This is a genomic window from Mesorhizobium sp. dw_380 (genome assembly GCF_018588885.1).
Lineage (GTDB): Bacteria > Pseudomonadota > Alphaproteobacteria > Rhizobiales > Rhizobiaceae > Mesorhizobium.
The window spans coordinates 108,811-135,429 of record NZ_JAFFIW010000012.1; the positions used below are offsets into that span (position 1 = coordinate 108,811).

Genomic DNA, 26,619 nt, shown 5'->3' on the forward strand with positions numbered 1-26,619 from the left:
TTGAGGTCGAGGCCAGGCGCAATCGCCTCTGCTCGCTGGCGATTCTTTAAGCAATTGATTTGCTTATGATAAAATTTCATCCGGCTGATGCTTTTTTAGGCGTCGCTAAAAAGACTGATTTTTGTTAGCCAATTCGGAACTGATGGCCGGTTGGACCCGTTCGGAAGGACTGGATACTTGCCCGCGTTCGAAGGTAGGCAAACGCTCTGGTTGCAAGGTACCGCGCTGCAAAAGGAAAGGCTTTACGGCGCCGAGATTTTTGAGGATGCTTCGCTTCGCACTTGCAGCATGCGTGTCGCGCAAACCGCTTTTTGGAGACTATGCGCTCAATGGCCTTGCCGGAAAGTTCCTATGAACGACTGCGCGCCGCCGACTGCGCCGAAGAGATTGCCTATGTTCAGGCCTGCCTGCGATTGTATTTCGCCGGGCCGGCCGCCTCGGCAAGTCACGTGTCGACGCCGAGCCTTTCCGACACCGCCGTCGCCGACATCGCCAGGCTGAACAAGGTCGCCATTTTCGTTCTGAAGGCGCTGTCGCGCGCGCCTGCGGCCGAAAGGCCGGCTGAGCTGTTCCAATGGCTCGACACCTATCGCAGGCAGACGGTTTCGATGAACGCCGCCTGCCTCATGGATTCGATAGCAATCCATCAGGCGCTGCACGACAGCCAGATCGATTTCGTCTTTCTGAAGGGCCCGTTCCAGCAGCACCTGCTCTACGACGACCACTTCATGAAGCCTTCGGGCGATATCGACATCCTGGTTTCCCCGGCCGGTTTCTCGAAAGCGCGCGATGTTCTGCGTTCGATCGGCTACGAAGTATCAGGCAAGTCGCGCTCGGTCTGGTGGGTTCGCTTCCTTGGCGAACAGCATATGATCCGCGGCAACGGGCCGAAATCGTCCACGGTCGACCTTCACTATCGCCTCCAGCAGCCAGGCTCGCCCAGTCCGCGCGATGCAGACGGGTTCCTGCGGCGCAAACGGCTGGTCGAGATTGCCGGCACCGAAGTGCCGTTCACCTCGGTCGCCGACACTCTGATGCTGTCCTGCATCAGCGTCGCCAAGGCACTGTTCAACCGCGAACCCTGCGCTGGCTATGTCTGTGATATCAGAGCCAGCGCCAACCGTCTCGACGACGCCGAGCAACGCCAAGTGCTCGATGCGGCGGTGAGCCAGGGGTTGGACGACACGCTGCTGCTCGGCCTGCGCGCCGCCGATGTGCTGCTGGGCGGCACCGGTACGCTTTTGTCGGAACGGGCCAAGCCGATCCTGTCGCGCATCGGCAACGAGGACCTGCTCAACATGGTCATCGCGCCATGGCTGTCGTCCTTGCGATGGCCGCAGCGGCGAACGGTGTTGTGGGAATTGTGCGGCAGGGCTCCCGTCCGCTACCTGGCCGAGGCTGGCTGGGCAGCGTCGGCGGACATCAGCCGCCGCATCTTCGAGCGGCCGGCCAGTCCGTGATGGCGGTGGCGTCGGAATGCGTACAGGGCGAGGGCAGATCGGAACCTGTGCAAGAGGCAAACTTATGTCGATGACGAAATCCGAGGTCTGCGTGATCATCGCGGCCAAAAATGCGGCGCGCACGATCGCGGTCGCTATCGCATCCGCGTTGCGCGAACCGGAAGTGGCGGAGGTCGTCGTCGTCGACGACGGCTCCACAGATGATACGGCCGAGGTCGCCCGCTCCGCCGACGACGGCAGCGGCCGGCTCAAGGTGATGCGCCTCGACGTCAATCGCGGCCCTTCCTTCGCCCGCAATGCCGCGATCGCCGCCTCCAAAGCGCCGTTCATCAGCATTCTGGACGCCGACGACTTCTTCCTCGAGGGCCGGTTCCGCAACCTGTTTGCCGGCGCCGATTGGGATTTCGCGGCCGACAACATCATGCTCATCAGGGATGACGCGACGGATGATGCGACGAAAATCGCCGCCCCCGACTTTGCCGCCGATCCGGAATTCCTCGACTTCGAGCGTTTCGTCGAGGGCAACATCTCCAGGCGCCGCGTGCAAAGAGGCGAACTTGGCTTCTTGAAGCCCGTGATCAGCCGTGCCTTCCTCGACCGGCACGGACTGCGCTACGATGAGAGCCTGCGCCTGGGCGAGGACTATGAACTCTACGCGCGCGCTGTCGCCCACGGCGCGCGGTTCAAGGTCATCCGCTCCTGCGGCTACGGCGCCATCGTGCGCGCCGATTCGCTCAGCGGCCGCCACAAGACGCAGGACCTGAAGCGATTGGCCGACGCAGATCTGGCGCTGCTGGCGATCGACAGCCTGCCGGAAGGCTCCAAAGCGGTGCTGCGGCGGCATGAGCGGCACGTGCGCGACAAATACCGGCTGCGCAATTTTCTCGATGTGAAGGCCGAGCGCGGGCTGGCCTCGGCCGCGGCCTATGCCTTCGCAAGTCAATCCAACCTGGTCCCCATCGTCCAGGGCGTGGCGTCCGACAAGCTCGAGGCATTGTTTCGTCGTGTTGGCCTCATGTCCGGCCACAAACATGTGCCGCCGCTGCGTTTCCTGATGGCTGGAACCAGCACGGGCAAGGAGCGGTAAGGCGCGGGGAATGTTCGGTTTGTCGGCCGACAGCAGCCTCGTCGCGCAACCATTTCCGGCGGATTTATGAGTTTACGAATTGGGTGGTTGCCTCACGGCTCAGGTGATGGCAGTCTATGTTGCGGTGCAGCAAATTGGACGACCAGCCGAACTGGCCCCCGATCGGATTGGTCTGAAGTCTCTCCCGTCGGAGGAGCGGGACGACGCGGTACCCGTTTTTTTTTACCCCGGTTGCGGGGATCGGCCAGTAGCCCGGCACGCCAGCCGGCGATGACAGGAATTTAAGCTCATGGCCTCGATATTCGGCTTCAGATCAAGGGATCCGGCCCGCGACCGGCAGGCCGACATCTCGCGCCTCGACCGGCTGGCGAAGCTGTTCGAGCAGATCGCCGCCGAGATCGAGGCCGAGAAAACCGGCCTGGAGAGCCGCTACCGCAAGACGGCGACCAACGCGGCCTTCCTCGTCGAAGCCATGGAAAACGGCTCCGCTTCCGAGAGGCGGTCATCCGAAGTCAGCGGGCTGACGCAATCGATCCTGAATTGTGAGCGCCGCATCGCGGCGCTGTCGCGCCAGAACGTCATGATGAAGGAGGTTCGTCATTCGCTGGATATGGTCTTCGATGACGCTGAGGCGTCCGGTTCGGCAACCGCGGCCGATTTCGCCAGGCCCGCGGGTGCCGGCCGAGCGCGGACGTGAAGGCGGGGACTGCTGCAAAGGATGATGCAAGACAGCGAAGGAACTTCGAGAGGCTCAAAAAGGAGGTCAAGGTTGGCCCGTTTGGAAGCGGTTCAAATGTCGACGTTGGGTTGAAGGCGCACAGCACAAGGTGAGTTTGATATGAGTTCTGGTCCGAAAACCACGTCCACGACAGCAATTGACGCAATGTCCTTCGCGCGCAAAACCCGGCAGGCCGGGCTGCGGCGATTGGTTTTGCCCAGTGCGCTGCTGCTGGCCGCTCTTGGCTGTCTCTCGGCAGTTCCTGCCCATGCACAGGATATCGAGACGGCTCCTTCTTTCGTCGACGATTTCACCAGCTTCAACCGTGAGCGCTGGTACGTTTCCGACGGCTGGACGAACGGCAGCCACCAGAATTGCACCTGGTCGAAGAAGCAGGTCAGCCTGTCGGACGGCGCGCTGTCGCTGAGCTTCGAGAAAGGGAAAACGAAGGATCGCGAATTCGCCTGCGGCGAGATCCAGACCAAGCAGCGCTTCGGCTACGGCACCTATGAGGCGCGGATGAAGACCGACACCGGGCCGGGCTTCAACGCGGCTTTCTTCTCCTATATCGGCCCGTCCGACAAGCAGCCTTGGGACGAGATCGATTTCGAGATCCTGACCAAGGACACATCCAAGGTGCAGGTCAATGCCTATATCGCCGGCAAGGGCAAGAACGAGAAGCTGGTCGACGTGCCGGGCGGCACCGACAGAGCCTACAACGACTATGCCTTCGTCTGGCAGAAGGACAGTTTGCGCTGGTACGTCAACGGCCAGCTGGTGAACACCATCACCGATCCGGCGAAGCTGCCCAGCCATGCGCAGAAGATCTTCTTCAGCCTTTGGGGCAGCGACACGATGAAGAGCTGGATGGGCGCGTTCGCGGATCCCGGCCGCAAGGTTTCGCTGCAGGTCGAGCGCGTTGCCTTCACCGCGCTCGGCCAACCCTGCCAATTTCCGGAATCGCTGGCATGCACTATAAAATGATTGGGAAAGTCGGAATGAACCGGCCGCACCGAAAACGCTTCGCGGCCCTGAACAGGAACGAAACCGAATGAACTTGACGGTGTTTGGAATTGGCTATGTCGGCCTGGTGCAGGCGGCCGTGCTTGCCGAAGTTGGCCACCAGGTTGTTTGCGTCGACATCGACGCAAACAAGGTGGAGAGGCTCAACCAGGGCTTCGTCCCGATTTTCGAGCCGGGCCTCGAAAGCATCGTCAGGGAGAATCACGCCGCCGGCCGCATCAAATTCACCACCGACGCCGCTGCCGCCGTCAGGCACGGCGAAATCCAGATGATCGCGGTCGGCACGCCGCCCGGCGAGGATGGTTCGGCCGATCTCAAATACGTGCTGGCGGTCGCCGAGACTATCGGCCGCGAGATGGAGACCGCCAAGATCGTCGTCGGCAAGTCGACCGTGCCGGTCGGCACCTGCGAAAAGGTGAAGGCCAGGATCGCCGAGACGCTGAAGAAGAGAGGGCGCGAGGATTTGAGTTTCGACGTCGCCTCCAATCCCGAATTCCTCAAGGAAGGCTCGGCCGTCGCCGACTGCATGAAGCCCGACCGCATCATCGTCGGCACGTCCAGCGAGGACACCGAGGCGGTGATGCGCGAGCTCTACGCCCCGTTCAACCGCAACCACGAGAAGATGATCGTGATGGACGTGCGCAGCGCCGAATTCACCAAATACGCCGCCAACTGCATGCTGGCGACCAAGATCAGCTTCATGAACGAGATGGCCAACCTCGCCGAGCAGCTCGGCGCCGACATCGAGGAGGTGCGCAAGGGTATCGGCAGCGATCCTCGCATCGGCTACCACTTCATCTATCCAGGTCTCGGCTATGGCGGCTCGTGTTTCCCCAAGGATGTGCGGGCGCTGATCAAGACCGCCGAGGGCGTCAAGTTCGACGCCAAGCTGCTGCGCGCCGTGGAGGAGCGCAACAACGATCAGAAATCCGTCCTGTTCGACAAGGTGAACCGCTATTTCAAGGGCAACCTAAGGGGCAAGACCTTTGCGTTGTGGGGCCTGGCCTTCAAGCCCAACACCGACGACATGCGCGAGGCGCCTGCTCGTGTGCTGATGGAAGCGCTCTGGAAGGCCGGCGCTACGGTGCAGGCCTATGACCCCGAGGCGATGCAGGAATGCCAGGCCATCTACGGCCTGCGCGACGACCTCATGCTGTGCGGCACCAAGGAAGCGGCCTTGCGCGGCGCCGATGCGCTGATGATCGCCACCGAATGGAAGAGCTTTCGTGCGCCGTCCTTCGACGCTCTGAAGCACGCGCTGACCACGCCGGTCATTTTCGATGGCCGCAACCTCTATGATCCCAAGGTCGTGGCGCGCCACGGCATCGAATACCACTCGATCGGCAGAATGGCGGCATGAGACAGGGCGCGGAGAGCCCGAGGCTCAATCCTGCGGGCGCGCCCGGCGCGGAAAGGAGTTGTGGCTGATGGTGCTGGACGTAAAGCCAGAGCAAATTACCAAGGATCATTTCGATCTTGTCGCGATCGGTTCCGGCTTCGGCTCGGCCTTTTTCCTGCACGAGTTCGCCAAGCGGCGTAAGGCGCGCATCCTGGTGCTGGAATGGGGCCGGCACAACACGCATGAATGGCAGCTCGGCCAGAACGCCAACACCGATATCGACGACGAAACGACCTACAAGACCAATTCCGACAAGCCGTGGAATTACACGATCGGGCTGGGCGGCGGGACCAATTGCTGGTTCGCGCAGACGCCAAGGTTTCATCCCAATGATTTCAGGCTGAAAAGCACCTACGGCATCGGCAATGACTGGCCGATCAGCTATGATGACGTCGAGCCGTTCTACTGCGATGCCGAGGAGATCATGTCGATCTCGGGCGATCCCGACATGGCGGCGATGCTACCGCGTTCGAAGCCGTTTCCGCAGCCGCCGCATCGCATGTCGACGCCGGACAGGATGATGAAGGCGGCCCAGCCCGACCAGCACTTCGTCATGCCCACCGCCCGCGCCCGCGTGCCGACCGCGCAGCGCACGTCGTGCTGTGCCAATCTGCGCTGCTGGCTGTGCCCGGTCGACGCCAAATTCACCGCCAACAACGGCCTGATGCATGTCTTCGAGCATCCCGACGTTTCGGTTTGCCTCGGCGCGGAAGTGCGGCGGCTCGACCATGTCGGCGGCACGGTCCGTTCGGTTACCTTCGCCCATGACGGCAAGGAATACCAGGTCAGCGGCGACCTCTTCATTCTCGGCGCCAATGCCATCCAGAGCGCCGCGATCATGCTGCGATCAGGCCTCGGAGACGAATTCGTCGGGCGCGGCCTGCATGAATCCTATGGCTGGAATTTCGAAGTCTATCTAGACGGCGTCGACAATTTCGACGGCAGCACCATCACCACCGGCCTGAATTTCGGCCTCTATGATGGTCCGCACCGGTCCGAGCACGCGGCGGCACTGGTCTATTTCGAGAACCGCTGGCAACACGGGATGCGTGCCGAGAAGGGGCGGCTGCGCCAAGCTCTGCCGCTTGTCGTGGTCACTGAAAACCTGCTCGACCACGAGAATTTCGTCACCCTCGACGACGACGACAATGCTTTCGTCAGTTTCAAGGCGCCGTCGGACTATGCAGTCAAAGGCATGGCTCGGGCGCTGGAGAAATTGCCTGAGCTGCTTGCCCCGCTGCCGGTCGAAAGGCTCTTCGACCGCGGCATCCGGCCAACGGAATCGCATGTCCAGGGCACGCTGAGGATGGGCACTGGCCCGGCCGATTCTGTTGTCGACAGCAGCATGATCCATCACCGGTTGAGAAACCTGGTTGTCGTGGGCACCAGCACCTATCCAAGCTGCTCCTGCGCCAACCCGAGCCTGACCGCGGCAGCTTTGTCCTTGCGGGCGGCGAGCCGCATCGCGTGAGAGGAGCAGACCGATGATCGAAATCACACGGCGCTCGGCACTGGCAATCATGGCCGGTGGAGTTGCCTCGACAGGCGTTGCCTATGCGGCCGTCTCCTCGTTTTCGGACGAGGATCTGGTTCGCGTCACGCTCGAAAAATATTTCGGCAGGCTGAACATGCGCATTGAGCATCTGCAGCAGTTCGTGCTGGCGTTCCGCAACCGGAACCCGTGGATATTCCCAAGTAAAAAACTCAGTGATGCCATCACCTTGCTCGAAACGACGAAGCTCGGGCAGGCACGCGATTTGCTGCCGAGGCAGAAGCGGCGCGATCTCACGCATTTCGATCGCTGGCTGGTTGCTGAGTTCCATATGCTGACGGACTACGCCTGGCGCAGTTCGCCCGATGATCCGATCCGGTTCACCGGATGGCAGCCATGCACCAATCCGTTCGCGACGCTTGATGCGCCGCGAAATGCCTGAGGCGGCCTTCGACGCGGCTCTTCATCGGGCCGCAGGGAATGAAACGCGAAAAGACCAGGAGCCAGGATCATGAAAGTTCTTTTTGCAGGCGGCAACGGCTACCCGCCGGAGTTCAGCGGCGGCGTCCAGTCCAGCACGCATCATCTGGCCGAACAACTGATCGAGCACGGGCATGAGGCCGCGGTGCTTGCCGCCCTGTTCGGCGACGGTGTCTTCGGCTTCAAGGCGCGCGCCAAGATGAAGCTGTTGCGCCAACCGGCGGTCGTCGACAGTTTTCCCGGCTACCCGGTGATCCGGGCGTGGTTCCCCTGGGAGGCGGCAAGCTTTGCCGTCAACCGGGTGAAGCCGGATGTGGCGGTGGTTCAGTGTCACAAGTCGGTTCCGCTCGGCAAGGCTCTGCAGGCGGAGGGCGTGCCGCTGGTCGTCTATCTCCGCAATGTCGAGTTTCATGAACTGGGCGGTGACCTGCGCGAATTGCGCTCCGCACTCTACATCGCCAATTCCGAATTCACCGCGCGCACCTACAGCAGGGAGTTCGGCATTGATGCGGCGGTGATCCCGCCGACCATCAATCCGATGCATTACAGCACGCCGAGCACGGGCCAGTTCGTCACCCTGATCAACCCCTATGAGGAAAAAGGCTTTGAGCTGGCGGTGCGTCTTGCCGGCGCCTGCCCCGAAATCCCGTTCCTGTTCGTCGAAAGCTGGAAGCTGGACGAAGACCATCGGGCGCGCATCGAAGATACGATCGAGCCGCTCGGCAATGTCACGCTGGAAAGCCGCACCAGCGACATGAAGACGGTCTATGGCCGCACCAGGATCCTGCTTGCGCCCAGCAAATGGGAGGAGGCCTGGGGCCGTGTCGCATCCGAGGCTCATTGCAGCGGCATCCCGGTCGTCGGCTCGCGGCGCGGCGGCCTGCCGGAAGCGATCGGTCCCGGCGGCGCGGTGCTCGACTATGACGCGCCGCTCGCCGACTGGGTCGCGGCCGTCAGGCAGTTGTGGAACGACAACCAGGAATATGACCGGGTCTCGGGTCTCGCGCGCAGCTTCGCGGCGCGCCCGGAACTCGATCCCGACCGTCAGTTCGTCACCTTCTTCTCAATACTGGACAGGGCGGTGCAGCAGCGTGCGCGCCAGGCCGCCTAAATATGTGGAACGGCTTTCCATCCGGATTGCGTCGCAGCACGGAAATCAGGCCGGGCGCTTGACCCGGCTTTTCAGCGTCTCGTAGCCTCGCGCCCCAAGCAGGGCACGGGCAAGGGCCTTGACGGCGCCCTTGCGGCCTTCCTGCGAGTTGATCTGCCGTAGCCTGGCCGGCAGGTTGCGCGCGGCCTGGCCGAGTGCCGGCAGCGACAGCGCATCGGGAAAGCTGACCATATGCGTCTCGACACACAGCACTGGCTTGCCGGATAGCTCGGTGATCTTCAGCGCCTGCGCATGCTCGCTTTCGATGAACAGCATGGCATCGGATTTGCGGTAGAAATCGGCCTTGAAACTGCCATGCGCGCCAAGCCGCTGGCGCTCGGCCTTGCTCGGCAGGTCGAGCATGACCAATTGGTCATACTGGATTCCGTTCTTGGCCAGCCACGCCTCGGTCAGTCCACGGTATTTCTCAAGCCGGCTGGTGACCAACCAGCCGATCCTGTGGGTCGGGGCATGGAGCGGCCGCGCTTCGCTGAGGAATTTCTCGTAGGCCGGACCGTCGTCGTTTTCCGCTTCGGTCGGATCGAGGCAGAGCACGCCATCTATGTCGACGCAGCACTGCGCCAGGAATTTGTGGTGCATGAAATTCCACTGGAACATGCGCGGATGCGGCACGACGTCAAAGACGATATCGGTTTCAGGATGCTGCGGCTGCAGGCCGAACACTGCGGCAAATGTAAAATCAGCCTCGATGCCGGCAGCCTCAATCCGTCCGCGGGCATCGCGCATGGCATTGCCGCCGGCGACGCTATCGTCGATCACCAGCACCTTGCGCATCTCCGAGACCTTGCGGTCGAGCGCAGCGCGGCGCTTGGTGACGCCCGACGTATAGACCCGGCCGTCCAGGAAGGAGTCCAAATCGGTCATCGGGATGTTCGCCGCGAGGCTCACCAGCGTTGCCGCCAGCACGCCGCTTCTGGGAACGCCAACCACCAGGTCGATGTCGCGCGGCAGCCGGTGAAGGTTGCTGACGATCGTGTCGTTCATGTCGGAGATCGATCGGTAGTGCATGAATCAGACCTGATGCTGGGTTGGATGTGGATAGCTGACAAAGGCGCCGAAATTATTGCGCCTCACGCGGCGCTGCCGCCGGCGGCCGTGCCGGCAGCATTTTCAGGGCCTCGCGCAGGGCCTCGCGGCCGGATGCGAAGGCCAGCGCGACGACGATGGTGATGAGGTAGGCGAGAATGGCGGCGCTGGCCAGGGCGATGACATGCTGTTGCGGCAGCAGCGGCTTGATCAGCCAGACCGCCGCCAGCGCCAGATGCGCGCCGAGCACGAACGGCGTTGCCGCGCGCAGCACATGGCTGGCCCGCAGCGGTCCGCTCTTGCCTACATAGAGCCACAGGAAAGGCGTGCGCAGATACTCGCTGACAGCATAGGCGATCGCCACGCCGAGCGCGCCGTAGGGCAGGCCGAGCGCGAAGGCGAGCACCGATGTCACGGCCGTGATGATGCCCCAGCGCATGAAGTCGCCGGAGCGGCCCTGGCTGACGAAAAGCCAGCCCGCCGGATTGTTGAGCGGCTGCAGCAGGCCGGCAAAGCCGAGCGCCAGGAAGATCGAGGCGCTTGCGCGCCACTGTTCGCCGAGCACGAACGGGATCAGCACGTCCGACATGGCGGTGGCGAAGGCGACGCCGGGAAGGGCCACCAGCAGGATCAGCGGCATGACGCGCAGATAGGCGCTGCGGTAGCGGTCCGGCTCGTCCTTCAGCCTGGAAAGCGCCGGCACCATGACCTTCGACAGCGGATTGGTGATCTGGCTGAGCGGAAACAAGAGCAGCTTGTAGGCGCGATCATAAAGGCCGAGCTGCGCCTCGCCCCAGTATTTGCCGATCAGCACATTGTCGAGGTTGCGGGCAAAGAAATTGGCAAAGTTGAAGCCGGTGATGCCGGCGCCGAAATGGATCAGCTCGCCGATGCCGGCGACCTTGCGCGGCAGGCCGGGCCGCCAGCGCGAGCTTGCCCAATAGCACAGTGTCGGCAGCACGGCGCCGGTCAGCGTGCCGGCAAACAGCGCCCAATAGGAGCGGTCGATGAAGGTCCAGGCGATCGAGACGGCCAGTCCCGCGACGGCGCTGGCGACATCGATGATCGCCAGCCGGCCGAACTGCATGCGCCGCGTCAAAAGCGCCAGATGCTGGGCGCCGAGCCCATAGGCCATGATCTGCAGCCCGAACGCGGCCACCAGCCCGGCCACGCGCGGCTCGCCGTAGAAGGCGGCGACCAAGGGTGCCGCACCCGCGAGCACGCAGGCCAGGATCGCGCTGACCGCGACATTGATCCAGAAAAGGTAGTTCACCTCCTCATGACGGATGCCTGACTTCTGGATTGTCGCCTGGGTGAGGCCGAAATCCTGGAACAGCGCGATGAAGGCCAGCACCGGCGCGCACATCGCCACGACGCCGAAATCCTGCGGCGACAGGAGCCGCGACAGCACAATGACGGATATGATCTGTGTCGCGACCCGCACCGATTGCGACAGGGCGGTCACCACCGCGCCACGCCCGACCGATTTGCGCAAGGAGCCCTCTGGCGGGTCGAATGGATTGGCTTCCAAATTCAGGATTCCTGATCTTTGCGCGGATTCCGAACCCGAAATCCACAACCACCGCCGACGCCAAACTACGGCAATAATTTTGCAGTGCAACAGAAAACGTGGATCGTAGCGCCAAAAATGTTGCGATGCACCATGCCGTGTGTGGATCGGCGTCGAGGCTCGGCACGACAGCTTCACGCCCCTCGGCGTCTATCTCATTGGCAACGTCGCTGCCTCATTGGCCAACGTCGCTACGCCTGTATCCGTGAAGCGTCATGACCAATTTGTCCGAGGCGGCCATTGGTTCCCATTTGCCGGCCCAGCGCGGATCCATGATGGCGCCCCCTGCCACCCAAAGGTCGAAATATGGCTGCATGGGCTTGTTCGGAAAGGCTCCGCCGGCGGTATCGGCCGGCGTAACCACGGCAACGTCCTTGCCATCGATGGAGAAGGTAACCCGCTTCCCGCCCTCATATTGTATGCCGAGCCGATAGTGTTTGCCCGAGAGGTCGCCGAGCAGGGCCCATTTGACCCAAACGGCCTTGTGCTTGTTATCGACGTTAGCCCAGACTGTAAGCTGCAAGCCCCTGGTGCCGACGAACTCGAAATCGATTTCCTCATGGGCTTTGTCGTTGAACACCCAAAGCGGCGCCGCGATCAGCCCTGGCCTCATCTTCGGCAGCGTTACGTCCACTTCCCATTTTGCCGATGTGGATGCGGAATTGGCTCCTGACATGACCTCCGCGGAGGCTTTCTCGCTGACGGTAAGTTGAAGTGCGCCGTCGACGATTTTGACGTTGGCGGCCTTCCAATCATAGCCTCCGAGCTTGGGCTCGCTCCATTGCGACGGCACGAAGGGGTTCGAGTATTTCCAAAGCTGGAGCTTGACTTCGGACCAGTCGGGAAGCTTGTCGAGGGCAGCGGCACCCTTTCCCGCCGCAGCGCTGTCGGCCAGTGCCTGGCGGGCGACAGTTTGAGCCGCGGTGGAGGCGGCCAAAAGCGCAAGGAGTTTTCTGCGTGTGAAATTCATCGGTAGCCTCCATTGGCCGCCTTGACCTTGTCGGCGGCGATATTCGAGCTAGCATTCGGCGCGGCTCGTGGCAGTGCGGCGATGGCTTGCGCGCCATTGAGGGCCGAGCCCTAAACCAACGATAAGGCGATTTTTTGCTACGCGGCATCAAAAATGTTGCGATGCAACAAAATTGATCTCCTTTTCGGGTGGATTATGGCGGCCGGGCCCGGTTATCCGCGATCAGGATGGGCGGACAAATGAGCCGCGGTTGCAACGCTCGCAGCAGTGCTCAAGCCGCCGGCTGCCGGGATGTGGCGGGCTCGCCCGATTGCATTCTGCCGGCCAGGATCGAACGGCAGCGGCATGGGCTGAAGGGTTTCGCGCGGCAGCGATTGGGGAGACGAAACGTCGAGGGCAGGATCGAGTTGCGCCGGCTCGCGTGCTCTTTCCAGTGCGACACGGTCGTAAAGCGCATCGAAAAACGCGGCTGCGGGCTCTGCCGCGAACATGACCTCCGCAGTCCTGCGAGCCTCGCGTCGCAGCGGCGCCATCAAGGCTGGCTGCCCGATATATGGTTTCAGCCGTTCGATGGCCAGACTGGCGAGCCGTTCGACTTCATCGCGGAAATACTGGGCGTATTTCGCTTCCCCGCGCGAGTCATATCCCGGGCTCGACCAATCGCCGATATCGTCGAGTTCTACGGGCAATGAGATCCCGTTGACGCCATCCTCCAGGAATTCCGGCAAGGCACATACTTTCGTTCCAAGAACCGGCGTGTGCTCGGACATCGATTCCAGCGCCGAATAACCGAAGGTGTCGCCAAGAGTGGCGAGGATGCAGAAATGCGAATTGCGCAGCAAGTGTCGGACCCCTTGGTTCGGCAACAGCCCGTGATGCCGGACGTTCTTAAGTTCAAGCAGCTTGATGTAGGGGTCGAAGAAGCCCGGACTTGTCGGATCCGTCCATATATGACCGCCGACCTGGAGACTGGAGACGATGTTCACCCGGATCGGCAAGTTCTGGTCAATGGCCTTTTCCGCGATCTTGACCGCAACGCATCCGCCCTTGCGGCCAAAATGGGCGCCGACAAATGTCAGCACCAGCTCCTGGGCGGTGTCTTGCGCCATCGCGTCTTCCGTTGCCGGGACAATGATGTTCGGGTGGCGGACCAGCAGCTTTTCCGTCAACAGGCCGAGTTCCGGATTGTCGGCGTGCTGGCGCAGAAAACTCCTGCGGGCAAAATGCGACAAGGCGATAATGCGGCGGCAACCGGGATTGGTGATCCGCGACACCAGATAGCGTGCCATCAGCCCGCGTTTGCGAAGCGCGAACTGCCGCGGCAAATGGGATTCGAACGACATGATGTACTTGGAGGAATTGAGCGGTATCCGGTTGAATGCATGCACCACGTCGACAGACGGCGCAGGTTCGATCAGCGTTACACCTTCCAGCTTCGATGAGACCAGGTTCAGGGGCAGAAATCGCTGCCGCAGGATCGTATGCCTGGACATTCGCGGTGTAACGAAGCTTGTCGGATACTTGTCGTCATAGACGGCGATACGAAGAGACTTACCCATACAGCACCACCTGCATTCAACAGCGGCATCAAGGGGGTATTCGCAACCATTTCAAAGGCGCAGCAGCGCTGCAGTCGACATGCCATACCGCGCTGCAACTGAGTGCAGGCGCGCATCCCCTAGCCGAATTCAAAGCCCAACTTCCCTGCCAAGAACTCAACATCATTTTTTGTTGCAGTGCAATACAAATTTAGCGATTGATTAACTACGAGCGCTGTTGCCCGAGGGATCACGGCTGGCCAGGTGAAGTTGCCATTTTGCCGCGATAAAGGCCGAAACCGCCGAATCGCCCGGGCCCGCAGCCCCTATCGCGTTGCGCTGCTCGCCTGCGCGTCCATTTTCGCGCGCTGCCAAGCTCAGTGTGCGGTGCGGTAGAGGTGACTTTCTTGCTACGCGGCACCAAAAATGTTGCGATGCAGCAAAAGCTGTACTAGCATTCCCTTGGGTGGGTCAAACAGCGGTCGAGTTTTCATGCTGCATGTCTTGTACCTGGTGCACGATGTCTCCGATCCGGCGGTCCGCCGGCGGATCACAATGCTCAGAACAGGCGGCGCCCAGGTTACCTTGGCAGGCTTCCGCCGCACCGCCAACCCTATTGCGGATATAGAAGGATTGCGGCCGATCGACCTTGGCGGGACACGTGACGGCCGATTCGCCCAGCGCCTTGCGGCGGTGGCGAAAGCTGGGATTTCAATCGGTTCAAAGCTTGCGGGCGTTCCGAGGCCCGATCTCATCATCGCGCGCAACCTGGAAATGCTGGCGCTTGCCCGCCGCGCCAGGTCGGCTTTCGGCGCCACGGTGCCGATCGTCTATGAATGCCTCGACATCCACCGCCTGGTGCTCCGCGAGGATGCTCTTGGCAAGGCGCTGCGCGCCATGGAGCGTTATTTGGCGCGGGACGTGAAGCTGCTGGTGACCAGTTCGCCCGCCTTCATCGCCAATTATTTCAAGCCGTTCGGCCAGGTCGCGGCACCCGTCGAGCTGGTCGAGAACAAGTATTTCGAGGCGACAGCGATCTTGCCCGGTGAACGTGAGGCGGTGCTCGCCGCCCCGCCATGGCGCATCGGCTGGTTCGGGGCGCTGCGCTGCCGCCGCTCCCTCGAACTGCTGGCCGATTTCACGCGCCGCATGGAGGGACGTTTCGAGGTCGTGCTGCGCGGCCGCCCGGCCTTGTCCGAATTCCCGGATTTCCATGCCTTCGTCGATGCCGAGCCTTACCTGTCGTTTCACGGCCCCTACCGCAATCCGGAGGACATGGCGGCGATCTACCAGGACGTCCATTTCTCCTGGGCGATCGACTTCTTCGAAGAGGGGCAGAATTCGGAATGGCTGCTGCCCAACCGCCTCTATGAAGGCTGCCGCTTCGGCGCGGTCCCGATCTCGATGGGCCATACAGAAACCGGACGGTTCCTCAGCCGGCAGAACATCGGCGTTCTTCTGCCCCAGGCCACGTCGGACGCGCTCGAAACAGCACTCGGCAAGATGGAGGAGCACCGCTTCGGCAGGCTGAAGGCGACCGTGCTTGCCCACAATCCGAAGACATGGAGCCACGACCGCAGCGACTGCCGGGCACTGGTCGAAAAGCTGCGCCGCCTGACCGGCCTGCGCGAACCCATTGCGGCCGAGGCCATGGCATAGGATGAACATCGCCCGATGACGCAAGCGCTTCCTTCCAGCCTGATCGTGATCCCTTGCCTGAACGAGGCGGCCCATATCGGTGCGCTGCTCGATCAGTTGCGGCCCTCGGCCGAAAGGCTCGGCGCCAGGATTATCGTTGCCGATGGCGGCAGCACCGATGGCACGTTGGCCATCGTCGAGGATGTCGCTGCCAGGGATGCGCGCGTCATCCTGCTGCACAACAGGCGCCGCATACAGAGCGCGGCGATCAATCTCGCCGTCGGCACTTTCGGCGAGGGTGCTCGCTACCTGATCCGCATCGACGCGCATGGCGGTTATCCCGACGATTACTGCGACCGGCTGGTCGAGGAGGCCTTGGCGACGGGCGCTGATTCGGTCGTGGTTTCCATGCTGACCAGCGGCAGCGGCGCCGTGCAGAAAGCCGCCGCCGCGGCACAGAATTCCAAACTCGGCACCGGCGGCTCCAAGCACCGCCACCTCTCCGCCGGGGAGTGGATCGACCATGGCCATCACGCGCTGATGCGGATATCGGCCTTCGGTGCCGTCGGCGGTTATGACGAGACGTTCAGCCACAATGAGGATGCCGAACTCGACTACCGGCTGCGGCAGGCCGGCTACAAGATCTGGATGAGCGGCAAGACGCAGATGGTCTACTATCCCCGCGCCTCGCTCAAAGGCCTCTATTTCCAGTATCTCGGCTATGGCCGCGGCCGCGCCAAGAACGTGCTGAAGCACCGCGTCATTCCGAAGATCCGGCAGATGGTGCCGTTGGCGGTCTTCCCGGTGGTTCTTCTGGCGGCCTTTTCCTTCGTGCACTGGATCGCAGCAGTGCCGCTGCTGCTGTGGGTATCGGTGTGCCTGGGTTACGGCCTGGCGGCAGCCATTCGCCAGCGCAAGGCCGACATCGCGCTCGCCGGCGTCTCGGCCATGGTCATGCATTTCGGCTGGTCCGTCGGCTTCTGGCTGCAGCTTCTCGGCCTCGGCGCGCGACGCGGGGTGGCGTGATGGCGGTTCAGGCCAAGAACCGCAGCATCGACATCGGCGTGTGCACGTTCCGGCGGCCGGAACTGGCCGACACGCTGCGCTCGCTTGCCGCCATGGACATGCCTGAAGGCTTCGATGTCGGCATCGTCGTCGCCGACAATGACGACACGCCGAGCGCCAGGGAACTGGTAACGGCGCTGTCGCGGGAACTGACCTTGCCGATCCGCTATCATCATTGCCCGGCTCGCAACATCTCGATCGCCCGCAACGCTTGCCTCGATGCCAGCGAGGCGGATTTCCTCGCCTTCATCGACGACGACGAGACGGCCACCGCCCGTTGGCTCGCCGAACTGGTGGCGACGGCTGACGTGAGCGGTGCTGCCGCCGTGCTCGGTCCGGTGCGGGCGCTTTACCGCCCGGATGCGCCGGACTGGATGCGGCGCGGCGACTTTCATTCCACCTTGCCCGTCTGGGTGCATGGCGAGATCCGCACCGGCTACACCTGCAACGTCCTGCTCCGCGTCGGGACGGACAGCCTGCGCGGCCGCCGCTTCAGCCTGGCGCGCGGCCAGACCGGCGGCGAGGACACTGAGTTCTTCGACCAGATGCACAAGGCAGGCGGCCGTATCGCCTTTTCTCCCGATGCCTGGGTGAACGAGGTGGTGCCGCGCGCCAGGGCCGCGTTCGACTGGCTCGGCCGGCGGCGCTTCCGGGTCGGGCAGACGCACGGCCACCTTCTGGGTCACGACGCCGGCGGTGCCGGCCTGGTCAAACAGGTCGGCCTGGCTTCGGCAAAGGCGCTCTATTGCTTCGCCGCGGCACTTCCCGTCGTCGCCAGCCCGGTGCGCAGGAACCGCAGCGTGCTGCGCGGCATCATGCATGTCGGCGTCGTCAGTGGCTTGGTCGGCATCCGCGAAATCCGCCTTTACGGCCAACCCTCGCCACAGGAAGGAGGCAAGCGTGCAGCCTGACGTTTCCTTCGTCCCCGATGTTTCTTTCGTGATCGCCGCCTACAATGCCGAGGCCACCCTAGACCGGGCGATCGCCAGCGCCATCGCCCAGAAGGACGTCAGCGTCGAAATCATCGTCGTCGACGACCAATCGCGCGATGCGACGCTCGATGTGGCGCGAGCCTATCCCAGGGATATCGTGCGCGTCGTCGCGCTGGCCAAAAATCGTGGTCCAGGCGGCGCCAGGAATGCCGGGCTCGAAATCGCCCGCGGCAGGTGGATCGCGGTTCTGGATTCCGACGATGCCGTCTTTCCCGGCCGCATCGCCACCATGATCGGCCGCGCCGAAAGGGCGGACGCCCAGATCGCCGTCGACAATCTCCAGGTCATCCGCGAGGACGGTGTGGTCGAGGATGCCATGTTCCCGAGGCAGTATCTGGAAGGCTTGCGCGAGATTTCGCTGGCCACCTACATCGGCGGTAACATCGTTTTCGAATCGAAGTTCAACCTCGGTTACCTCAAGCCGATCTTCCAGCGCCGGTTCCTGGACGAAAACCGACTTCGTTATGATGAGAAACTGAGGATCGGCGAGGACTACATCCTGTTTGCCGAAGCTCTGGCCAAGGGTGGCCGATGCGTGGTCGAGCCTGATATCGGCTACGCCTACCATATCCGCAGCGGCTCCATTTCGCGCGTGCTCGAGCCTCACCACGTCGAGGCGATGCGCAAGGCGGATGCGGTATTTGCTCAAACCCATCGGATGGATGAGGCGGCCCGGGCCGCATTTGCCCGGCGCGACCGCAGCCTGCGCAAGGCGGCCTCCTTCCTGGCGATGGTTCAGCACATCAAGGCGCGGTCCCTGCTCAAGGCGATCCGGACGGCGCTCAGCGACCCGGCGGCGGTCAGGCATATGGGCATGCCGATCGCGGTGCGGTTGCGACGAGTAGCGGCACAGTTTGCCGTGGGGGTGGGGAGGTGAAGATGCAGGCACATGGAGGGATTTTTCGTGGCCTGTGAATGGACTGAAGTCGATCTCCTCAGAAGGAATTTGCGATGAAGAAAATCAGGAAGGCCGTGATACCGGTGGCGGGGCTTGGAACACGGTTCCTGCCGGCGACCAAGTCGATGCCGAAGGAAATGCTTCCCGTGGTCGACAGGCCTGTCGTGCAATATGCGGTGGACGAGGCCTTCGAAGCCGGCATCGAGCACATCGTGTTCGTGACCGGCCGCAACAAGGCGGTCATCGAGGACTATTTCGACCTGCATCCGGAATTGATCGGAACCCTGGAGCAGTCCGGCAAGAAGGCGCAATTGCAGTCGCTGGAAAGCCTTTTACCCGTGGCCGGCGCCACAAGCTTCATCCGCCAGCAGTCGCCGCAGGGCCTCGGTCACGCCGTGTGGTGCGCGCGCGAGGTTATCGGCGACGAACCCTTCGCCCTGCTTTTGCCTGATATGGTCTCCTTCGGCGGGCGCGGATGCCTGGCCGAGATCACCGACCTTTACGCACAGACCGGCGGCAACGTCATCGCCGTCGAGCGCTGCGATCCGACCGAGACCAACAAATACGGCATCGTCGGCCGCGGCGCCGAGATCGGCGGCGGTTTCGAGGTGACGGCGATGGTCGAAAAGCCGGCACCTGCCAACGCGCCGTCGAACTTCTACATCAACGGCCGATATATCCTGCAGCCCCAGATCTTCGCGCTGCTGGGCAATCAGCAGCGTGGCGCCGGCAACGAGATCCAACTGACGGATGCCATGGTCCGCCTGGCGCAGGACCAGCCGTTCTTCGCCCAGCCTTTCAACGGCCGCATGTTCGACTGCGGGTCGAAGGAAGGCTTCATCCAGGCCAACATCGCCTTCGCGCTGGCGCGCGACGACATGAAGGGCCCGGTTTTCGAGATGCTCCGGGAGTTCGTCCGGTCGCATGAACGTCAGGAAGAAGCCGCATAATGCCCATCTTTCGGGAGTATTGCCGGATGGCTGGCGGCGAGGGGCCGACAGGCCCCGCCGTCTGGCATGAAGCTTGCGTTGCCTTTGGCAATGCTCCCGATCTTCGAGGCGCCTGACAGCCAAGGCATGATCCCGGAAAGTGGGTCCCGGTTTCCGGAAAAGATCATGCTCAAACAGAGAGATAGAGCCCCACCCCAATGATCGGGATGGAACCGGCTCTGGAATTGGACCGAAGATGAATTATGCCAACTTTCCTCTCGACAAGAGGATGCCATTGCCGAATTCGGATGCAGGAGACGGCGAAGACTTCATCGATATCGAGCGGCTGCTTGGCATGGCCGCACGGCAGGCCAAGGTGGTTGCCGTGTGCGCTGTCATCGGCCTTTTCCTCGGCATGCTCTATATCCAGACCACGCCGCCCAAATATCAGTCGGTCGCCAGCGTGCTGATCGACGAGGGTCTGAACAAGATCGTCGACGACATCTCGGCGGCGTCGACTACCATGCAGACCGACAGCGCCATCCTGAGCCAGATCGAGATCCTGACCTCGACACGGCTTGCCGCGGTGGTCGTCGACAAGCTCAAGCTCGATAAGAACGAAGCGTTCATGAACCCGCCCCAGTCGGCCCTTGCCCAGGGCGTCGGCCTGATCCGCGGACTGATCCAGTATGTCCGCCCCAGCCAGCCCATACCGGGCGTTGGTGACATCAGCAAGCTCGACCCGGCCGCGCGCGATGCGCTGATTGCCACCTCGGGTCGAGACTACGCGATCCTCAAGCTGCAGAACGAGATCCGGGCTGACCGTGTCGGACGAAGCTACGTCATCGCGCTTGGCTATCAGGCGACGGATCCCGGGCTGGCGACCGCGATCACCAAGGCCTATGCCGATGCCTATCTCGCCGATCAGCTCGATGCCAGCTTCGACGCCACCGAGCGCGCGGCGGTCTGGCTGCAGGGCAGGTTGACGGAACTGCGCGAGAGCTCGCAACAGGCATCGCTCGCGGTCGAGAAGTTCAGGGCCGAACACGGCCTGTCCGCCAACAGCGATGGCCAGCTGATGAGCGACAAGCAGCTCGCCGACCTCAATGCCCAGCTGATCGTGGCGCAGGCCGACACCGCGCGCGCCAGTGCCCGCTACCAGCAGTACAAGTCGATCGTCGAGAGCGGCTCCGAAAACGCTTTCAAGGATGCGGCCATATCGGCCGACCAGCCGAGCAGCTCGGTCATCTCGGCGCTCAAGACCCGCTACCTCACGGTCGCCAAGCGGCAGCAGGATGTCGAGGCGAATTTCGGCCCCGAGCATCCGCAGGCTGTGGCGCTCGCCAAGGAAAAGGCCGACATATCGGCACAGATCTTCGGCGAGCTGAAGCAACTGACTGAAAGCTATCGCAACGAATATGAGGTGGCGTTGGCGCGGGAGACCGCGCTCAGGGCCAATGTCGCCGCCGCGCAAGGCAAGAGTTCCATCGATAACCAGTCGCAGGTCAAATTGCGCGACCTCGACCAGAAGGCGACGGCGCTGACGACACTCTATCAAACGTTCCTTGGCCGTTACGAGGAAGCCGCGCAGCAGCAGTCCTTCCCTGTCGGCAAGATCCGCATCATCTCGGACGCGTCGACGCCGCTCTCCGCCTCGAGCCCGCGCACCATCATCGTGCTCGGACTTTCGCTCGTGCTCGGCACGCTGATGGGCGTCGGCTTTGGCGGCCTCAACGAGTTCAACGAGCGGTTTTTCAGGACCGGCGAGGAGGTACGCGACCGCGTCGGCCTCAAATTCCTCGGCTACCTGCCGACCATCGGCAGCAAACCCGTCAAGGAGGACAAGCAGGCCGAGGCTCAGCCGGATGCCAAACTGGCCAGGTCGCCGGCCGCCATTGAAAGGCGCGCCCGAATGCGGGTGAGCATCGATGCTCCGGCGTCGATGTTCGCCGAAACGCTGCGCAGCGCCAAGATCGCCTTCGATGTCGTGATGGAAGGACAAGGCAGCCGCGTCATCGGCGTCATCTCGGTTCTTCCCGGCGAAGGCAAGTCGACGGTCGCGGCCAATCTCGCCGGCCTGCTTGCCGCCAACGGCGCCAAGACGCTGCTCATCGACGGTGACCTGCGCAATCCGGGGCTTAGCCGAAGCCTCGGCATGGAAGCCGAGCAAGGCTTGATGGAAGCGGTGGTGACCGGCCAGACCTGGCAGTCCGTCGGCAAGATCGACAGGCAGACCAAGCTCGCCATCATCCCGGCCGTGTTGCGCGGGCACTTCTCGCACACCAGCGAGCTTCTCTCCTCGGCCGGAATGCGGCGCTTCATCGAGAACGCCAAGGAGACGTTCGAATACATCGTCGTCGATCTGCCGCCGCTCGGGCCGGTGGTCGACGCCAAGGCCTTCGCGCCGCTCGTCGACGGCTTCGTGCTGGTCACCGAATGGGGCCGCACGCCGCGCGCGATGGTGAGGTCGATGCTGGAATCCGAACCCTACGTCGCCAACAAGATCGTCGGGGCGGTGCTCAACAAGGTCGACTTGAAGAAGCTGGCCAAATATGGGTCGTTCGGAGCGTCGGAGAAATTCTTCGACAAATACGCGACCTACTATCTCGACAAGTCGGAAGTGCGCACCAAGGAAACGGCATAGGCCCGATCAGGAGAAGATCAGCCGGCCCCGCTTGTCGGCGATCCTGACTGCGGTCAAGCGGCCGCTCTGGAAGGCGGCGGTATCGATACCCAGCCTGCGTCCCTCTAGCCTGGGGATGTCCACCGGCGTGTGGCCATGCACCACCCAGCGGTCGAGCAGATGCGATGCGTCGAAGAAGTCCGAGCGGATGTGAAGCAGGTCATGGTCGTCCTGTGCCGCAAGGTCGACGCCGGGCCGGATGCCTGCATGCACGAAGACGAACTTCCTCGATCGGACCATGATCGGCAGCCCGCGCAGGAAGCCGACATGCTCGGCCGGAATGACCTCCCTTATGCGCCGGTCGATCTCGGCGCCGCTTGTGTAGAGACTGGCCAGCCGCGTCGGATCGAGGCCGTAGGAAAACAGGGTTTGCAGGCCACCCGTTGCCAGCCAGGGCTCGCGCGACAGGTTTCCGTCGAGATAATGCAGCATCGCCACCTCGTGATTGCCGGCCAGGCAGATGCGCTGGAAGCCTTTCGGAGGCGGCGCCAGGAGATGATCGAGCACGCGCGCCGATTGCGGCCCGCGGTCGACATAGTCGCCAAGCATGATGATGATCTTGCGGCCCTGGAAGCGCAGCGAATCGAGCAGGATCTTCTGCTCCAGCGAGCGCAGCTCCTTGTAGCAGCCGTGCACGTCGCCGATTGCATAGACGGTCGTGTCCTGCAAATCGATATCGAGGCGTGCGCGCGCCGCGATACGAGGTTTTCGCTGAAACAGGGTCACTGGCGGAGCATCCCGATATCGAGCAGACAGTCGTGCACAAAGCATGACTGTCTGTTATCCCGCGTGAAGCGGAAAGTGCCAAGTGGCTAATGCATGATTCCGAAAGCGGAATCCGGTTTTTTGAAAAGATCATGCTACGCCCGACAGCCTGGAATGGCGGACAGGCCCGGCGTGTTCACGCCATGGCGCGGTTCTATAGCGAAACCGTAACCGTGAACGGCGGCTAGGCGGCCTTGAGCCGGTAGCGGAAAACGGTGCGGTCAAGCAGCAGCCGGATGCGCGTTTCAGCCTCGGTGGCCACCAGCCAGCTTGCCGCGATCATGGTCGCGCCGACAATTGCCATCGACACGAGATAAGGCACTCCGGCGCGGACCAAGGCGCCAAGCATGGCCGCACCGATGACGTCGTGGATCAGGTAGAGCGGATAGGTCATCAGGCCGATCCGCCGCCAGCCGCTCCAACTGAGGTCGAGCCGCAGCGACCATGCCATGAGTGCCATGGCGACGAGGAAGATCAGGATCGGCGGAGCATAGGGCATCACGGCCTCGACCTTCATGCTGTGGACGTCGACCGAGCTCGCGATCTGCAGCACGCCGCCGCCGAGGAACAGCAGGCAGAAGCCGAGGCGTGGGGCCGTCAGCGCCTTGAATCGCATCAGCCAGAGCAGCACACCGACCGCGAAGAAGCAGCCATGATGCACCAGGATGAGCTGCAGCCAGCGCGTTTCGGCGAAGTCGGACCAGCCGAGCGGATAATAGAGGCACCAGAACAGCGTGCTGACCAGGCCGATGGTGATCGCGACCGCCTCCATCAGATGGAAACGGCCGAGTTGCAGCAGGATCCAGACGATGGCGTAGAAGGCGATCTCGATGCCGAGTGTCCAGTAGACGCTGTCCACCCACGGACCATAGGGCGCGAACAGCGCGGTGCGGAGGAGCCGGACCACCGCATCGGTCGGCCAGCTCAGGCCGATGATGAGCAGCAGCGCCGCGGTGACCGGCGCACAGACCCAGACCGCCGGTGCCAGCCGTTTCACCCTGGCTTCGAAAAACCGCAGCGGCGTCGACTTCTCGGCGCTGAAGGCGATCACGAAGCCGCTGATAACGAAGAAGATTTCGACGCCGACCCAGCCGGACCCGACCCAGGCGCCTATATCAGGTTGCGGAGGAACGCCGCCCGTAGCCTGCGCCGAGATGCCGTCCGGGTAGGCCCATACCCAGAAGCCGTAGTGATAGACCATGACCAGCACAGCGGCGAGAAACCGCAGGATATCGACGCCGCCAAATGTAATTTTCTGCTGAGCCATACCGTACCGCCGGATGGCCCCCCGGCAAAACTTTAGGGTGGATTGCTGCATTGCACAACAAAAGTATTGCTTGCCGATCAGCGTCGTCGGCAAGCAAAGGCTGCGCGGGATCGCTTCCGCGTTGGCGGCCTCAAATCCCGATCCCGCGCTCCTTCAGGGCGGCGGTGATTTCGTCGAGGATGACCGGGTCGTCGATGGTCGCCGGCATGGTCCATTCCTCCTTGTCGGCGATCTTCTGCATGGTGCCGCGCAGGATCTTGCCAGACCGCGTCTTGGGCAGGCGCTTGATCGTCACCACGGTCTTGAAGGCGGCGACCGGGCCGATGCGCTCGCGCACCAGGGCGACGACCTCCTTCTCGATGGCGCCACCCTCGCGCGCGACACCGGCATTGAGCACCACGAAACCGAGCGGCACCTGGCCCTTCATCGCATCGGCAATGCCGACGACGGCGCATTCGGCGACATCGGGATGGGCGGCCAGCACCTCTTCCATCGCGCCCGTCGACAGCCTGTGGCCGGCGACATTGATGATATCGTCGGTGCGCGCCATCACGTAGAGATAGCCATCCTCGTCGATCATGCCGGCATCGGCCGTCTTGTAGAAGCCGGGGAACTCGTCGAGATAAGCCTGGCGGAAGCGCGCATCGGCGTTCCACAGCGTCGGCAGGCAGCCGGCCGGCAGCGGCAGCTTGATCACCACATTGCCCAGCGTACCGCGCGGCACCTCGTGGCCGGCATCGTCGAGCACGCGGATGTCGTAGCCGGGCATCGGCACGCCTGGCGAGCCGTATTTCACCGGCAGCAGGCCAAGTCCGGCCGGGTTGATGGTCATCGGCGAGCCGGTCTCGGTCTGCCACCAATGGTCGATCACCGGCACGTTGAGTTTCTGTTCCGCCCATTTGATGGTCTCGGGATCGGCGCGCTCGCCGGCGAGGAACAGCGTGCGGAATTTGGACAGATCGTATTTGGGAACGAATTCGCCCTTGGGGTCCTGGCCCTTGATCGCCCGAAAGGCGGTCGGCGCGGTGAACAGGGCGACCACGCCATGTTCGGCGATAACCCGCCAGTAGGTGCCGGCGTCCGGCGTGCCGATCGGCTTGCCTTCGAACAGGACGCTCGTGCAGCCATGCAGCAGCGGTCCGTAGACGATGTAGGAATGGCCGACCACCCAGCCGACATCGGACGCCGCCCAGAACACTTCGCCCGGCTTGACGCCGAACTCGTTTTCCATCGTCCATTTCAGCGCGACCATGTGCCCGCCATTGTCGCGCACGATGCCCTTGGGCTGGCCGGTCGTGCCTGACGTGTAGATGATGTAGAGCGGATCGGTGGCAAGCACCGGCACGCAGTCGACATTGGCGCCGGCCGCCCGCTCGCGCGCGACGGCGTCGGCATAGTCGATGTCGAAATGGTCCTTCAAATCGCAGCGCAACTGGTCGCGCTGCAGGATCAGGCAGGCGTCCGGCTTGTGGCGGGACATCTCGATCGCTTTGTCTAGCAGCGGCTTGTAGGCAACGGTGCGGCCCGGCTCCAGGCCGCAGGAGGCCGAGATGATCAGCTTCGGTTTTGCGTCGTCGATGCGGGTGGCAAGCTCATGCGAGGCGAAGCCGCCGAAGACGACCGAATGCACTGCGCCGATCCGGGCGCAGGCGAGCATGGCGATGGCCGCCTCCGCCACCATCGGCATGTAGATGATGACGCGGTCGCCCTTGCCGATGCCACGGTTCTTCAACACCGAGGTCAGCGCCACCACTTCGCGTTTCAGCTCGGCATAGGTGAATTTTTTGACCGTTCCGGTGATGGCGCTGTCATGAATCAGTGCGATCTGATCGGCGCGCCCGGCGGCGACATGCCGATCGATGGCGTTGTAGCAGGTGTTGCAGGTCGCGCCGGTGAACCAGCGGCCATAGACGCCGGCGGTGGCATCGAACACCTTGTCCCAGGGCGAATACCAGTCGATGGCGCCGGCCGCGTCGGCCCAGAATTTTTCCGGGTCGCGTTTCCAGCTTTCATAGACCTCGTGATAGCGTGAAGCCATCCGTACCTCCCCAGGAACGATTTGCCGTCTTTGCAAACAGCCTATGCTGTTTTTTCCGGCGCTGTCTTCCCTGATTTTCGTCCGAGCCGGTCTCGTCTTGACGGAGATGCCCGGTGTCAGCCGATGGCATCGGCGGGGTCGCGAGCTGGGAATGCCGCCGCACGGCGCTCCTGCTTCGCGATACATGACGAAGTTGGGGATGCTCTGCCAATCCCGAATGTTTGTTGTGACGGCCGCCAAAGCGAAGGATGCAATCCTGGCTGCCCCAGGCGCCCTAGATCGGCAGGGCCACAAGCATGAGGCCTACGCCGCCGAAGATCAAAATGGCTGCCGCCAGGGCTTTTCGATGACGTTCGAAAGTCGTCGGAGCCCGCTCCCAGTTGTAACGCATACTCTATCTCCCCAAAACC

Annotated in this window: 21 protein-coding genes; 14 read left to right on the forward strand and 7 right to left on the reverse strand. The window is 62.7% G+C overall.

Features of this window, described 5'->3' with window-relative positions; genetic code table 11:
- Positions 1–329 precede the first annotated feature (329 nt).
- From JT360_RS14790 to JT360_RS14825, 8 genes are all read left to right on the forward strand, one after another.
- Positions 330–1,460: a nucleotidyltransferase family protein gene (locus JT360_RS14790; protein ID WP_214472395.1), complete on the forward strand. Its 1,131-nt coding sequence runs from the start codon at positions 330–332 to the stop codon at positions 1,458–1,460.
- Between the two features lie 64 nt (positions 1,461–1,524).
- The gene (locus JT360_RS14795) at positions 1,525–2,547 is read left to right on the forward strand and encodes a glycosyltransferase family 2 protein (protein WP_214472396.1); all 1,023 of its coding nucleotides are present in this window, start codon (positions 1,525–1,527) and stop codon (positions 2,545–2,547) included.
- 289 nt (positions 2,548–2,836) lie between these two features.
- The gene (locus JT360_RS14800) at positions 2,837–3,244 is read left to right on the forward strand and encodes a single stranded DNA-binding domain-containing protein (protein WP_214472397.1); all 408 of its coding nucleotides are present in this window, start codon (positions 2,837–2,839) and stop codon (positions 3,242–3,244) included.
- 141 nt (positions 3,245–3,385) lie between these two features.
- The gene (exoK, locus tag JT360_RS14805) at positions 3,386–4,249 is read left to right on the forward strand and encodes an endo-1,3-1,4-beta-glycanase ExoK (protein WP_214472398.1); all 864 of its coding nucleotides are present in this window, start codon (positions 3,386–3,388) and stop codon (positions 4,247–4,249) included.
- A 67-nt stretch (positions 4,250–4,316) separates the two neighbouring features.
- Positions 4,317–5,648, forward strand: coding sequence for a UDP-glucose dehydrogenase family protein (locus JT360_RS14810; protein WP_214472399.1), 1,332 nt, complete (start codon positions 4,317–4,319; stop codon positions 5,646–5,648).
- 67 nt (positions 5,649–5,715) lie between these two features.
- Positions 5,716–7,158 carry a GMC oxidoreductase gene (locus tag JT360_RS14815; RefSeq protein WP_214472400.1) on the forward strand — a complete coding sequence of 481 codons (1,443 nt, stop codon included), beginning with the start codon at positions 5,716–5,718 and terminating at the stop codon, positions 7,156–7,158.
- Between the two features lie 13 nt (positions 7,159–7,171).
- On the forward strand, positions 7,172–7,621 hold the full coding sequence (locus JT360_RS14820) for a hypothetical protein (RefSeq protein WP_214472401.1): 450 nt from the start codon (positions 7,172–7,174) through the stop codon (positions 7,619–7,621).
- A gap of 69 nt (positions 7,622–7,690) precedes the next feature.
- The gene (locus JT360_RS14825) at positions 7,691–8,770 is read left to right on the forward strand and encodes a glycosyltransferase (RefSeq protein WP_214472402.1); all 1,080 of its coding nucleotides are present in this window, start codon (positions 7,691–7,693) and stop codon (positions 8,768–8,770) included.
- A gap of 45 nt (positions 8,771–8,815) precedes the next feature.
- Here the strand turns inward: JT360_RS14825 and JT360_RS14830 are convergent, their stop codons facing one another.
- The 4 genes from JT360_RS14830 to JT360_RS14845 all read right to left on the reverse strand — a co-directional run bounded on the left by JT360_RS14830 (position 8,816) and on the right by JT360_RS14845 (position 13,955).
- Positions 8,816–9,838: a phosphoribosyltransferase family protein gene (locus JT360_RS14830; RefSeq protein WP_214472403.1), complete on the reverse strand. Its 1,023-nt coding sequence runs from the start codon at positions 9,836–9,838 to the stop codon at positions 8,816–8,818.
- Positions 9,839–9,890: 52 nt separating this feature from the next.
- The gene (locus JT360_RS14835) at positions 9,891–11,387 is read right to left on the reverse strand and encodes a lipopolysaccharide biosynthesis protein (RefSeq protein WP_214472404.1); all 1,497 of its coding nucleotides are present in this window, start codon (positions 11,385–11,387) and stop codon (positions 9,891–9,893) included.
- Between the two features lie 214 nt (positions 11,388–11,601).
- Positions 11,602–12,396 carry a family 16 glycosylhydrolase gene (locus JT360_RS14840; RefSeq protein WP_214472405.1) on the reverse strand — a complete coding sequence of 265 codons (795 nt, stop codon included), beginning with the start codon at positions 12,394–12,396 and terminating at the stop codon, positions 11,602–11,604.
- A 212-nt stretch (positions 12,397–12,608) separates the two neighbouring features.
- Entirely contained in the window at positions 12,609–13,955 is a 1,347-nt protein-coding gene (locus JT360_RS14845) for a glycosyltransferase family 4 protein (RefSeq protein WP_214472406.1), read from the reverse strand.
- Between the two features lie 471 nt (positions 13,956–14,426).
- On the opposite strand from JT360_RS14845, the gene JT360_RS14850 reads away from it, so the two are divergent.
- The 6 genes from JT360_RS14850 (at position 14,427) to JT360_RS14875 (ending at position 22,100) form a co-directional block, all read left to right on the forward strand.
- Entirely contained in the window at positions 14,427–15,593 is a 1,167-nt protein-coding gene (locus JT360_RS14850) for a glycosyltransferase family protein (protein WP_214472407.1), read from the forward strand.
- Positions 15,594–15,608: 15 nt separating this feature from the next.
- The gene (locus tag JT360_RS14855; RefSeq protein WP_214472408.1) at positions 15,609–16,598 is read left to right on the forward strand and encodes a glycosyltransferase family 2 protein; all 990 of its coding nucleotides are present in this window, start codon (positions 15,609–15,611) and stop codon (positions 16,596–16,598) included.
- Positions 16,598–17,548, forward strand: coding sequence for a glycosyltransferase family 2 protein (locus JT360_RS14860; RefSeq protein WP_214472409.1), 951 nt, complete (start codon positions 16,598–16,600; stop codon positions 17,546–17,548). The genes JT360_RS14855 and JT360_RS14860 overlap by 1 nt, the downstream gene beginning before the upstream one ends.
- Positions 17,538–18,506 carry a glycosyltransferase family 2 protein gene (locus JT360_RS14865; protein WP_214472410.1) on the forward strand — a complete coding sequence of 323 codons (969 nt, stop codon included), beginning with the start codon at positions 17,538–17,540 and terminating at the stop codon, positions 18,504–18,506. The genes JT360_RS14860 and JT360_RS14865 overlap by 11 nt, the downstream gene beginning before the upstream one ends.
- 74 nt (positions 18,507–18,580) lie before the next feature.
- Positions 18,581–19,477 carry a UTP--glucose-1-phosphate uridylyltransferase gene (locus JT360_RS14870; protein WP_214472411.1) on the forward strand — a complete coding sequence of 299 codons (897 nt, stop codon included), beginning with the start codon at positions 18,581–18,583 and terminating at the stop codon, positions 19,475–19,477.
- 235 nt (positions 19,478–19,712) lie between these two features.
- A complete protein-coding gene (locus tag JT360_RS14875) occupies positions 19,713–22,100 on the forward strand; it encodes a polysaccharide biosynthesis tyrosine autokinase (protein WP_214472412.1) in 2,388 nt (795 codons plus the stop codon).
- 6 nt (positions 22,101–22,106) lie between these two features.
- On the opposite strand, the gene JT360_RS14880 is transcribed toward JT360_RS14875, so the two are convergent.
- The 3 genes from JT360_RS14880 to JT360_RS14890 all read right to left on the reverse strand — a co-directional run bounded on the left by JT360_RS14880 (position 22,107) and on the right by JT360_RS14890 (position 26,209).
- Positions 22,107–22,865, reverse strand: coding sequence for a metallophosphoesterase (locus tag JT360_RS14880; protein ID WP_214472413.1), 759 nt, complete (start codon positions 22,863–22,865; stop codon positions 22,107–22,109).
- A gap of 223 nt (positions 22,866–23,088) precedes the next feature.
- Positions 23,089–24,171 carry an acyltransferase family protein gene (locus tag JT360_RS14885; RefSeq protein WP_214472414.1) on the reverse strand — a complete coding sequence of 361 codons (1,083 nt, stop codon included), beginning with the start codon at positions 24,169–24,171 and terminating at the stop codon, positions 23,089–23,091.
- A gap of 130 nt (positions 24,172–24,301) precedes the next feature.
- Positions 24,302–26,209: a propionyl-CoA synthetase gene (locus JT360_RS14890; protein ID WP_214472415.1), complete on the reverse strand. Its 1,908-nt coding sequence runs from the start codon at positions 26,207–26,209 to the stop codon at positions 24,302–24,304.
- Between the last annotated feature and the right edge of the window lie 410 nt (positions 26,210–26,619).